Source organism: Bradyrhizobium sp. CFUWI (genome assembly GCF_056429085.1).
Window position 1 is genome coordinate 147,535 of sequence record NZ_JBWJZE010000013.1, and the last position, 11,975, is coordinate 159,509.

General features: G+C 65.2%; 10 protein-coding genes. 3 read left to right on the top strand and 7 right to left on the bottom strand.

The window, feature by feature from the left end:
- Positions 1 to 54: 54 nt before the first annotated feature.
- Positions 55 to 1,329: an RNA polymerase sigma factor gene (locus AC066S_RS26470; RefSeq protein WP_126258762.1), complete on the bottom strand. Its 1,275-nt coding sequence runs from the start codon at positions 1,327 to 1,329 to the stop codon at positions 55 to 57.
- Positions 1,326 to 1,694, bottom strand: coding sequence for a YciI family protein (locus AC066S_RS26475; RefSeq protein WP_028138414.1), 369 nt, complete (start codon positions 1,692 to 1,694; stop codon positions 1,326 to 1,328). Before AC066S_RS26475 ends, AC066S_RS26470 begins: the two co-directional genes overlap by 4 nt.
- 140 nt (positions 1,695 to 1,834) lie before the next feature.
- Between AC066S_RS26475 and AC066S_RS26480 the strand changes: the two genes are divergently transcribed.
- Together AC066S_RS26480 and AC066S_RS26485 are read left to right on the top strand one after the other, a co-directional pair.
- Positions 1,835 to 2,800 carry a 2-hydroxyacid dehydrogenase gene (locus AC066S_RS26480; protein ID WP_126258761.1) on the top strand — a complete coding sequence of 322 codons (966 nt, stop codon included), beginning with the start codon at positions 1,835 to 1,837 and terminating at the stop codon, positions 2,798 to 2,800.
- 223 nt (positions 2,801 to 3,023) lie between these two features.
- Positions 3,024 to 4,991: a methyl-accepting chemotaxis protein gene (locus AC066S_RS26485; protein WP_164718745.1), complete on the top strand. Its 1,968-nt coding sequence runs from the start codon at positions 3,024 to 3,026 to the stop codon at positions 4,989 to 4,991.
- An 89-nt stretch (positions 4,992 to 5,080) separates the two neighbouring features.
- Here the strand turns inward: AC066S_RS26485 and AC066S_RS26490 are convergent, their stop codons facing one another.
- Positions 5,081 to 5,725, bottom strand: coding sequence for a TetR/AcrR family transcriptional regulator (locus AC066S_RS26490; protein ID WP_478271004.1), 645 nt, complete (start codon positions 5,723 to 5,725; stop codon positions 5,081 to 5,083).
- 103 nt (positions 5,726 to 5,828) lie between these two features.
- Here AC066S_RS26490 and AC066S_RS26495 point away from each other — a divergent pair, with 103 nt between their 5' ends.
- Positions 5,829 to 6,473, top strand: coding sequence for a glutathione binding-like protein (locus AC066S_RS26495; RefSeq protein WP_478271005.1), 645 nt, complete (start codon positions 5,829 to 5,831; stop codon positions 6,471 to 6,473).
- A gap of 116 nt (positions 6,474 to 6,589) precedes the next feature.
- Here the strand turns inward: AC066S_RS26495 and AC066S_RS26500 are convergent, their stop codons facing one another.
- The 4 genes from AC066S_RS26500 to AC066S_RS26515 form a co-directional block, all read right to left on the bottom strand.
- Positions 6,590 to 8,740 carry a methyl-accepting chemotaxis protein gene (locus AC066S_RS26500; RefSeq protein ID WP_478271006.1) on the bottom strand — a complete coding sequence of 717 codons (2,151 nt, stop codon included), beginning with the start codon at positions 8,738 to 8,740 and terminating at the stop codon, positions 6,590 to 6,592.
- A 262-nt stretch (positions 8,741 to 9,002) separates the two neighbouring features.
- Positions 9,003 to 10,307 carry a TRAP transporter large permease gene (locus AC066S_RS26505; RefSeq protein WP_478271007.1) on the bottom strand — a complete coding sequence of 435 codons (1,305 nt, stop codon included), beginning with the start codon at positions 10,305 to 10,307 and terminating at the stop codon, positions 9,003 to 9,005.
- A 31-nt stretch (positions 10,308 to 10,338) separates the two neighbouring features.
- Complete coding sequence (locus AC066S_RS26510) at positions 10,339 to 10,932, bottom strand: TRAP transporter small permease subunit (RefSeq protein WP_135165601.1); 594 nt, start codon at positions 10,930 to 10,932, stop codon at positions 10,339 to 10,341.
- 10 nt (positions 10,933 to 10,942) lie between these two features.
- Entirely contained in the window at positions 10,943 to 11,944 is a 1,002-nt protein-coding gene (locus AC066S_RS26515; protein ID WP_126258756.1) for a TRAP transporter substrate-binding protein, read from the bottom strand.
- Positions 11,945 to 11,975: the final 31 nt, after the last annotated feature.

Consider the following 11,975-nt stretch of genomic DNA (forward strand, 5'->3'; position numbering starts at 1 on the left):
TCCGGGTTCGGTCCTGCGGACCGCCCCGGAATGACGGCGACCATCACTTCACCTTCACGCTCCCTTTGCCTTCGGCTGGCTGTCCCGGATCAGGCGATCGAGATGCATGCGGATATGAGCGGCTTCCGCGGACGTGTTGGCGAGCGCAATGGCGCGGTCGAAGGCGATGCGGGCCTCGTCGTTGCGGCCGAGCTGCATCAGGAAGGCGCCGCGCACGCCGTAGAAATGGAAATAATTGGCGAGCTTCGGGGCCAGCGGCTCGATCAGATCGAGCGCGGCTTGCGGCCCCCGCACCTTGGAGACCGCGACCGCGCGGTTGAGGGTGACCACAGGAGAAGGTTGCACGACTTCGAGCGCGCCGTAGAGCAGGTCGATCTGCGCCCAGTCGGTCTCCTCCGGTGCCGACGCGCGGGCATGCAGCGCGGCGATCGCGGCCTGGATCTGGTAGGGCCCGCTGCGGCGATGGCGCATCGCCTTGTCGATCAAGGCAAGCCCCTCCGCGATCATGGTCCCGTTCCACAATGAACGGTCCTGATCGTCCAGCAGGATCAGCGTGCCATCCCCGGCGAAACGCGCGGCGCTGCGTGCATGCTGCAACAGAATGAGCGCGGTCAGCCCCATGATCTCCGGCTCGCTCGGAAACAGCCGCAGCAGCAGCCGTGCCAGCCGGATCGCCTCCTCGCAGAGCGGCTTTCTGATCTCTGCGGTGTCACCGCTCGCCGAATAGCCCTCGTTGAAGATCAGGTAGATCATCGCCGCGACACCGGCGAGCCGCTCGGAGCGCTCGACCGCGCCGGGCGTCTCGAACGGCGTCCCCGCCTCGGCGACCTTCGCCTTGGCACGGGTGATGCGCTGCTCCATCGCCGCCTCCGAGACCAGGAAGGCACGCGCGATCTGCTTCACGGTAAGGCCCGAGACGATGCGCAGCGCCAGCGCGATCTGCTGCGTCGCCGGCAATTGCGGATGGCAGCAGATGAACATCAACCGCAGGATGTCGTCGCGGTAGTGCGAACCGTCGAGCCGCTCGGCCAGCGCACCCTCGGCGTCGTCGAGATCGGAGATCGCCTGGTCGTCCTCCGGCAGCGGCTGCTGTCTGCGCGTGCGTCGCACCTCGTCGATGGCGACATTGCGGCCGACCATGATCAGCCAGGCCGCAGGATCGCGCGGCGGCCCATTCTGCGGCCAGGTCTTCAACGCGCGCAGACACGCGTTCTGGAAAGCCTCCTCGGCCGTATCGAGGTCGCGGAAATAGCGCAGCAGCGCGCCGACCGCCTGGGGGCGCGCCGAGGTCAGCGCGGTCTCGATCCAGGCGGTGTCGGCCTCGCTCACGTCAGGTTTCCTCCGGGCCGGAACACGCCGACGGGGCGCACCTCATAGGCACCGCCCGGATTGGCGGCGCCGAGATCGCGCGCGACGTCGAGAGCCTCGTCGAGATTCTTGCAATCGACGATGTAGAAGCCGAGCAGCTGCTCCTTGGTCTCGGCATAGGGGCCGTCGAGCACCAAGGGTGGGTCCTCCTTGCGCAAGGTCGCCGCCGCTGTGGTCGGCAACAGCCGCGCCACCGGACCGAGCCGGCCTTGGCTCGTGAGCTTCTCCTGCACCACGGCGAGCTTCTTCATCACGGCCTCGTCCTGCTCCTTGCTCCAGGAGCCGACGAAGTCCTCATCGTGATAGCAAAGGATGGCGTAAAGCATGGGCGGCACTTTCCTCGTCTGTTCTAAGACGCGCCAATATGCCCCGCCCCGACAGGACTGCGGAAAAAATTTGCAAGAAAAATCCGGCAGATCGTGCCAAGGAAGGCCTTCTTGAGCGGAACCTTGACGAGGCACTTCGAATGACCACGGGCACACTGGCCGTCCTGATCAACAGCACGCAGCAGAACTGGTTGCCGGAACGCTGGAAGGCCCGGTTCGACGCGGTCTGCGGCGATCGCCGCGTGGTGCTGCTGCCGGATGCCGGGCTCGATCCGGCCGAGGTGCACTATGCCGCGGTATGGAAGCCGGTGCCGGGCGATCTGGCCTCCTTCACCAATCTCCGCGCGATCTTCAATCTCGGCGCCGGCGTCGACGCGCTGATGGCGGACAAGAGCCTGCCTGACGTGCCGCTGGTGCGCGTCGCCGTGCCCGACCTCACCAACCGCATGACCGAATATGTCGTGCTGCACGTGCTGATGCACCACCGCCAGGAGCTTTATCTCAGGCAATCACAGCGCGAGAAGCGCTGGGAGCCGAAATATCAGTGGCCGGCGAGCGCAGTGACGGTCGGCGTCATGGGGCTGGGAACGCTGGGTGCCGATGCCGCCGACGTGCTGCGGCGGCTCGGCTTCGGTGTCGCCGGCTGGAGCCGCAGCCCGCGCACGATCGACGGCATCGACTGTTTCCATGGCGCCGCGCAGATCGATGCCTTCCTGCGCAAGACCGACATCCTGGTCTGCCTGCTGCCGCTGACGCCGGAGACGCACGGCATCCTCAACCGCGACGCTTTCGCCAAACTCAACCGCAACAGCCCGCTCGGCGCGCCCGTGCTGATCAATGCCGGCCGCGGCGGCTTGCAGAACGAAGCCGACATCCTGGCCTGCCTTGACGACGGCACGCTGGGCGCAGCCTCGCTCGACGTCTTCGTGCAGGAGCCGCAGCCGGCGGACAGCCGGTTCTGGACCCATCCCAAGGTGGTGCTGACGCCGCACAACGCAGCCGATACCGATGCGGACGCGATCTCGGCCTACGTCGCCGAGCAGATCGCGCGGTTCGAGGCTGGCGGTGCGCTGGAGAACGTGGTGGACCGAGCGCGGGGGTACTAGGCGTTGGCTGGCTGGAAGAGGCGCTGCCGCTCCATACTCGCTGTCGTCCCCGCCTAGTGCGCAATTGCGCACGGGGGCGGGGATGACACCATTGGCTGGGCTGGCAGCCCGGGCCATCCTAACGATCCCCCACAACCTCCGCGCTCCACCGGTATCCCGTTCACCCTCTCTTAGCGAGAAGTTGATAAGCGTCGTCAACCAACGCTCACACAACGAGTCGGACATGCGCGCGAGCCTCGGCCTCAGGATGCGGATCACGGTTGCCCTTGCGGTGACGGCGGCGGCGACTGCCCTGTTTGCCGTGCTCGGGGCGATGTGGATCATCGCTGGGATCATCGACCGCGCCGATCAGCGCGAGCTGCGCAGCCATTATGATGCCCTTCAGTCGCGCATTGCCGAGGAATCCCACCGCGCCGCCGCCATGAGCGCGGTCGTCGCCGCGATGCCGGCGACGCAGGACGCGATGGCCAAACAGGACCGCACCGCCCTGGTCGGCCTGTTCGGGCCGGTGTTTGCCGCCACCAAGTCGGAGTACGGCGTCGATCAGTTCCAGTTCCATATCGCGCCGGCGACCTCGTTCCTGCGCGTGCATCAGCCGGCCAAATTCGGCGACGACCTCTCCGGCTTCCGCAAGACCGTTCTGGTCGCCAATCAGGAGCATAAGGTCGTGGTCGGGCTCGAAGGCGGCGTCGCGGGGCTTGGCATCCGCGGCGTGGCACCGATCGCGCAAGGGGCCAAGCATCTCGGCACGGTCGAATTCGGCCTGACCTTCGGCCAAACCTTCCTCGACGATTTCAAGGCGAATCGCCGCGTCGACGTCGCCTTCCATCTCGCCGACGGCTCGGGCTTCAAGTTGTTCGGCGGCACGCTGAAGGGCAAGAGCTTCTTCGACGCGGCCGATTATGGCCGCGCCACCGCAGGCGGGTTCACCGTGAGGCAGGCCAAGCTCGACAACACGCCGGTCGCGGCGCTGCTTGGGCCGATCAAGGACTTCTCCGGCAAGCCGCTCGGCGCCGTCGAGCTGGTGATGGACAACGCCGATTACGAAGCCTCGGCCGACCGCGCCTGGCTGCTCGCCATCGGCATCGCCGCGCTCGGCCTCGTGCTGGCCGCGATCGTCGGCTATCTCATTGCCCGCAGCATCTCGCGTCCGATCCTCTCCATCACCTCCGTCATGCGCGAGCTTGCGGACGGGCGCCTCGACGTCGCCGTCCCCGCCAGCAAGGCGAATGACGAGGTCGGCGCGATGGTGAAGGCGGTCACGGTGTTCCGCGACAATGCCGTGAGATTCAACGAGCTTCAGGCCGAGCAGCTGGAAGCCAAGGCGAAGTCGGAAGCGGAGAAGCGGCGCGCCTTCGCCGCGCTTGCCGACAATTTCGAGGCCAGCATCCGCGACGTCGTCACCACGGTGTCCTCGGCTGCGGTCGAGATGGAGCATACGGCGCGCTCGATGTCGGCCATCGTCGAGCAGTCTCGACAGCAAACGGGCGCGGTGTCGTCCGCATCGGCGCTGGCCTCTGAGAATGTGCAGACCGTCGCGGCAGCGGCGGAAGAATTGTCTTCTTCGATGACCGAGATCAGCCGCCGCCTCGCCCATGCGACCGAGGTGGTCGGCAAGGCCGCCAGCGACGGTCGGCAGTCGAATGCTCGCGTGCAGAGCCTGGCGGAAGCCGCACAGAAGATCGGCGACGTCGTCTCCTTCATCAACGGCATCGCCGGACAGACCAACCTGCTGGCGCTGAACGCGACGATCGAGGCGGCGCGCGCGGGCGAAGCCGGCCGCGGCTTTGCCGTGGTCGCTTCCGAGGTCAAGGCACTGGCGACACAGACGGCGAAGGCGACCGAGGAGATCGGCGCTCAGGTCACCGCGGTGCAGGGCGAAACCACCGGCGCGGTGGATGGCATCCAGTCGATCTGCGCGACGATACAGCAGGTCGACGAGATCTCCGCCGCGATTGCGGCTGCGGTCGGCCAGCAGGGCACGGCGACGCAGGAGATCGCACAGAACGTCCAGCAGGCCGCCGCCCGCACCGGCGAGGTCTCGCAGAACATCGCGGGCGTCACCGACGGCATCGCAGCCACCGGCACGGCGGCAGAGGAAGTGCTGGGTTCGGCGATCGAGCTGTCGAAACAATCGCAGCGGCTGCGGGACGAGGTGGATCGCTTCCTCGCGCAAATCCGCGCGGCGTAAGTGGGCGAAGACCGCCGCGCCAAACTCCTTCCTGTGGTTATGGATCCCGGATCTGCGCGCGCTTAGGCGCGCTCGTCCGGGACGACAGCTCAGGGCTTGGCCCCCACCATCAGATCGATCGCGCCCTTGACGATTGCCTCCAGCTCCTGGCGCGACACGCGCGCGCGGGAGCGGACGGCGATGCTGTGGACGGTGGCTGATGCGATCTGTGCCAGCACGAGCGGATCGGCATTCTCCGGCAGCTCGCCCTTCTCCTTGGCGCGGCGGAAGCAGCCCGCAAAGGCCTTGTCGAGTTCGCTGAGGCCGTCGAGCACCATGGCGCGGATCTCGGGATCGCCGACGGCTTCCGACGCCGCCGTCACCACCGTGAAGCAGCCGCGCGGGCCGGTCTCGCCGGACAGATAGATGTTCAGCGCCGAGGCGAAGATGCGCTCCAGCCGTTGGCGCACCGGCATTTCCTCGCGAAAGATCGCAGCCATGGATGCGCGCGCTTCCTCGCGGTAGCGCTGATAGCTCTTGATATAGAGCTCCCGCTTGTCACCGAAGGCGCCATACAAACTCGGTCGGTTCATGCCGGTCGCTTCGCTCAAATCGTCGAGCGAGGTCGCGGCGAAACCTTGCTTGCGGAACAGGTCCAGCGCCTTGCCGAGCGCGATATCGGGCTCGTAAGCGCGCGGACGGCCGCGGCGCTTCGGCTCATTGGCGGCAATCGGCGGCTTTGACTTTTGTACCATTTCGCAAAATAATCCTTGACCGACCATATAATATGCAAGACAGTACAAAAATCAATCTGGCCAGGTTGAGCGAAACCTCAAGAATTGCCCAAGGAGGCTACAGATGGATCTCTATTTCTCGCCGCTCGCCTGCTCGATGGCGACGCGCGTCGCGCTGTATGAAGCCGGCGCCGAGGCGAACTATCTCGAGGTCGACCCGCCGACCAAGACCGTGCTGAGCGACGGCTCCGACTTCCGCGCCGTCAATCCGATCGGCCTGGTGCCGACGCTGCGCACCGACGACGGCGTGGTTCTGACCGAGAACGCGGCGATCCTGCAATACGTCGCCGACCGCTTCCCGCAATCCGGGCTCGGCGCCGCGGAGGGCATCGATCGCACGCGCCTGCATCAATGGCTGTGCTTCATCGGCACGGAGCTGCACAAGGGCCTGTTCGTGCCCGTGCTCGACCGCAAGGCGCCGCAGGAGGTCAAGGCCTATGTGCTGGAGAAGAACCTGTCGCGGCTCGACTATCTCGACAATTACCTGAAGGGGCGCGACTTCCTGCTCGATCATTTCAGCGTGGCTGACGCCTATCTCGTCACCGTCATCAACTGGACCATGGCGACGCCGCCGATCGAGCTTGCGAAATGGCCGAACGTGAAGGCCTATTACGAGCGTCTGCGCCAGCGGCCCACAGTCGCAAGAGCGATCGCGGAAGAGTTCGAGCTGTACAAGGCCGAGCTGGCGCGCAAGAAGGCGGCGGCATAGGTTGGATTCAACGCCGCATAGCCATGCCGATCAAGTCGTTGTCCCCACGAGGCGGGGACAACGACCCTTCTTTGAGATCGCCGCTTTTCCCGGCGGCCGGGAAGAGCTGCGTTCGTTCAGGCGGCGCGGACGCCGTCGAGAAAGCGGCCGACCTCCGTTCGCAGCCGATTGCTGTCGGTTGAAAGCGCTTGAGCTGCATCGAGCACCTGCGCGGACGCGGAGCCGGTTTCGGTCGCTCCACGCTGGACGTCGGCGATGTTCGACGAGACCTGGTGCGTGCCTTGCGCAGCCTGCTGGACGTTGCGCGCGATCTCCTGGGTCGCCGCGCCCTGCTCCTCGACCGCCGCCGCGATGGCCGACGAGATCTCCGACAAGGCCTTGATCGTACTTCCGATCGTCTTGATGGCGTTGACCGAATCCTGGGTCGCGCTCTGAATGCCGGAAATCTGCTGGGAAATCTCGCCGGTGGCCTTGGCGGTCTGCTCGGCCAGGGCCTTCACTTCGGAAGCGACCACGGCAAAGCCGCGGCCGGCTTCGCCCGCCCGCGCGGCCTCGATCGTTGCATTCAATGCGAGCAGATTGGTCTGGCCTGCGATGGTGGTGATCAGCTCGACGACGTCGCCGATCCGCGCCGCAGCCTTGGAGAGCTCACCGACCTTGTGATCGGTGAGGCGTGCCTGCTCCACCGCCTCATTGGCCATCCGCGCGGATTCCTGCACCTGCCGGCCGATCTCGTTGACGGAGGATGACAGCTCCTCCGTCGCGCTCGCGACGGACTGCACGTTGGTGGAGGCCTCTTCGGAAGCCGCCGCAACCATCGTTGCAAGCTTCTCTCCGCGCTCCGCGGTCGAGGTCAGCGTGTTCGCCGAAGCCTCCAGCTCCGTCGAGGCCGACGAGACGGTCTCGATGATCTCGCCCACCGCGCTCTCGAAGCTGCCGGCGAGCTTGTTCATCTCCATCTTGCGCTGGGCAGCCGACCGTCTCTCCGTCGCCTTCAGCTCGTCGCGATCAAATCGAACGATGGCCTGCAACGTCTGCAGATTTCGAAGAGCCTCGCCGAGTTCGTCGTCTCGCTCGACGACGATGCGGTTGTCGAGCTTGCCCTGGTTGATGCTGAGCATGGCGTCGTTCAGGCGCTGAAGCGGGCGGACGATGGCACGGATGGTCTGCCGGCTGACGAGTCCGCCGATGGCGATGCTCGCCACGAGGAGGGCAAGCGCACCGCCGACCAGCCAGCCGTATTCGCGCTCGGCCGCATCGTATTCCGCCTTGGCTTCCTTGACCTGGATTGCCACAAGCCTGTCGAGGTCGGCCTTCGCCGCCTGATACAGTTCGCGCGCCCGCCCGGCCAGCAAGGTGGCGAGCTCCTCATACTTTCGCTCGGCAGAGAGCGACAGCGCCGGCTTCAGACCTTGCTCGACATAATTCATGCGCTTGGGCGTGAAGCTGTCGGCAACGCTTTTTTCTTCCGGCGTCAGGTAGGTCGCCATGTAGTCAGCCCAGGCCTTTCCGACCTTCTCCACGTTGGCATTGACCTTGGCTGCAATTTCGTCGACCGGCTTTCCAGCCCGTCCGTTGGTGGCCGCCTCGAACAGCAGCACCGTGTTGTCTCTCATCCGGTCATTGATCTCGAAGAGCTGTGCCAGCGGCACCGCACGATCTTCGTAAATCGATTTCAGCCGCGAATTGCTCTGGCGCGTGCCCTGCAAGCCCATGACGCCGATCACGAGCAGGAAGAGCGAGAGGATGGTGACAAGCGTGACCAGGCGCGCATTGAGCGTGCCGGTGAAGATGGCCAATCGATCGCCAAACGAACGTCGGCGGAGCACGCCGGCATCCAACCTGTAGTCATGCGGCTTGTTCTCGCGGATCTTCGCATACACCTGCTCGGCCTCGGCGCGCTGGTCGGCGGGCAGCTTGGTGCGGATCGAGCTGTATCCGACGATCTGTCCGTTCTGCCGAATTGGAGAGGCGGTCGCCAACACCCAGTAGAAGTCGCCGTTCTTGCGCCGGTTCTTCACCGCGCCCGACCAGGGCTTGCCTTGCTGGAGCGTGGCCCACAGATTTTCGAAGGCCGCGGGCGGCATATCCGGATGGCGGATAATGTTGTGAGGCTGCCCCATCAGCTCGGCTTCGGAAAATCCGGAGGCTTCGACGAAGTGATCGTTGACGTAGGTCAGCTTTCCTTTCGTATCGGTGTGAGAGACGATGAGTGTCTCATCGGTAATCGGATATTCGACGGGCGTGACCGGAAGATTGGTCCGCATGAGAGCCTCCAGCGCGGCATTCGCAAAAATCGAACCTGTGAACTTCAGGTAAGCGCCGAAAGGATTTAATTTGCCTAAATTTCCCGAACTCATCGCACGCTGAAATGACGCTGCAACTGACTATTTTCGGCAAAAACGCACTCAACGCGCGAGCCGGAGAGAGCCAGGCAACCAGCGGATGGTCAAAAGAGAATCACGGCGCTGCGGTCGTGACACATCGTCGGCCTACGACATGCGCGGTCGCGCGGCGCGCTTGCGGCTCCTACCCGTACAGCAGCCGCGGTAGGATCGTGACGATGCCCGGCCACAGCGTCAGCAGCAGCACGAAGCCGATCATGATCATCAGGTACGGCATCGTGACGCGCGCGATGTAGCCGAGTCCGTCTTCGGTCAGGCCCTGGATCACGAACAGATTGAAGCCGACCGGCGGGGTGATCTGCGCCATCTCGACGGCGAGCACGAGGAACACGCCGAACCAGATCTCGTCGAAGCCCGCTCCCTTCACGATCGGCAGCACGATCGGCAGCGTCATCACGATCATCGAGAAGCCGTCGAGGAAGCAGCCGAGGATCAGGTAGAAGACGATCAGCACGACGATCAACATGAAGGGCGACAAACCGAGCCCCTTGACGAAGGCGGCGACCGCCTGCGGGATGCCGAGGAAGGCCGCGGCATTGCCGAGGATCGAGGCCCCTAATACGATCAGCGCGATCATCGAGCAGGTGACGACCGAGCCGATCAGCACGTCGCGCATCACCTGCTGCGACATCGCGCCCTGCGCCCAGGCCACCAGCGCCGCGCCGAGCACGCCGACGGCGGCGGCTTCTGACGGCGTGGCGAGCCCGCCATACATCGAGCCGAGCACGCAGGCGATCAGGAACAGTGCCGGCGCGAGGTCCTTCAGCGCAGCGAAGCGTTCGCTCCATGGCACCTGCGAAAGCTTTGCTTCAGTCTCCGGCACCATCGTGCGGTCGAGACTCGTATGCAGCATCACCCAGGCCATGAAGGTGGCGGCGAGCAGGAACCCCGGCAGCACGCCCGCGGTGAACAGCTTCAAAATCGAGACGTCGCCGAGCACGCCGTAGATGATCATGATGTTGGAGGGCGGAATCAGGAAGCCGAGCGTGCCGGCACCGGCGAGCGAGCCGATCGCGATGTCGCGCGAATAGCCGCGGCGCAGCAGCTCGTTGAGCGACATGCGGCCGATCACCTGCGTGGTCGCCGCCGACGAGCCCGAGATCGCGGCGAAGATGGTGCAGCCGATCACATTGACATGCAGCAGGCGGCCCGGCAGCAGGCCGGCCCAGGGCGCGAGGCCCTGGAACAGCGACCGTGACAGGCGGGTGCGAAACAGCAATTCGCCCATCAGGATGAACAGCGGCAGCGCCAGCAGCTCCTGCGTGGTCAGGATGTTCCAGGCGTATTGCGGCAGCAGCTTGTCGAGCGGGATCGAACGGAACATCGCGAGCAGCAGCGTCGCAGTGAGTGCCAGCGTGAGGCCAATCCAGACGCCGCACGCCAGCAGCGCGAACAGGATCGCGAACAGTGCGACGACTTCGATGGTCATGCGATCTTGAATCCGGGTGCGGGCAAGGCGATCATTCGACGGGCGAGGCCTTCATGCGATGATCCTCCAGGGGCAGGCCGAGCGCGGCCTGGATCGCGCGCGCCAGGAACTGGAGCGTCAGCAGCAGCATGCCGAAGGTGACGATCGCCTGTGGAAACCACAGCGGCGTGTCGCTCGAGGTCGAGACCTGGCCACGCACGAAGGCGCTCCAGGCGAACTTCGCCATGGCCGAGGTCAGGAACGCCATGAAGGCGAATCCGGCCGCGGCTGAAAGGATCTCCAGCGCGCGCTGCACTGGCGCCGGCACGTTCTTCAGCAGCAGCACGACACGGATATGGCCGCCGACGCGCAAGGTCATGGCGGCGCCGAAGGTGAAGGACGCCGCCATGAGATAAGAAGAGTATTCCCACGCGATCGAGATGCTGGGCGGGAAGAACGGCAGGAAGTTCGACAGGAAGCGCGTCGCGACCTCGCAGAGCATCAGCAGCGTCAGCATCAAGAGACAGCCGCCGCCGATCCAGCCGTCGAGCCGGCCAAGGCGATCGATGCCGTCGAGCAGGATGCGCAGCGGCGCCGGCGCCGCTGCATTCAGGCTCTGCGGAGCTTCGGGCGAGATGCTCACCACGACATCATCCTCAGCCACGCTTCATTTCGGCGAGATAGGCCCGCACTGGCTTGTCCGCTGCCGGCACGCGCTTGAGGAAGGCGTCGAGCTGCGGCGCAGTCTTGGCCCGAATGTCCGTCATCATGGCTTGCGAGACCGGCACCACCTCCATGCCGCCTTCCTTCAGGCGGTTGAGGCTGTCGACGTCGGCCTTGAGCGAATTGGCCCAGAAGCCCGGCTCCATCTTCGCCGCAATATCCGCGACGAGCTTCTGCTGGTCGGCGCTGAGCGCCTTCCAGGACTCGAGATTGACGGTGAGCATCTGCGACGACCAGACGTGATTGGTCGGGTAGACGTATTTCAGGAACTCCCAGAACTTGCCGTCGACGCCCGACACCGACGAGGTGGAGACGCCGGCCACCGCGCCGGAGGCCAGCGCGGGGATCGTTTCGCCCCAGGGGATCATCACGGCCGCCATGCCGACCGCATTCAACATGTCGACCGCATTCTTGTCGGGCACGCGAATCTTGATGTTCTTCAGGCCCTCGACGTCGGCGACCTTCGCCTTGAGGTGCAGGTACTGCGTCGGCCATGGCACGATGTAGAGAATCTTCTGGTTGTTGCGCGCGGCGATCTTCTCGTATTCGGGCCGCACGTATTTGTGCAGGACCTTCAACTCGTCCACCGAGCCGCAGAGGAACGGAATGCTCTCGACGCCCATGAAGGGCTCGTCGCCGACCTGCTGGATGTTGAGGACGTCGGCGAGCGGCACCAGGCCGTCGCGCACGGCGCGCAGGTGCTCGGGCCCCTTGAAGCCGAGCTGGCCGCCGGCCTTCACGGTGATCGCGACCGAACCGCCCGTCTGCTTCTTCACCTCCTCCGCGAAGGCCATCGCGTTCTGGGTGTGGAAATTGCCGTCGGGCCAGACCGTCGACATGTCCCAGCTCGTCGTCGCCGCCCGCGCACGGGTCGAGATGTGACCTGCGGCGAGCAGCGTCGCTGCGCCCGCGGTGAAGTTCCGTCTCGTGATCATTGCACCCCTCCGTTGATCCAAGCGCCCTGAC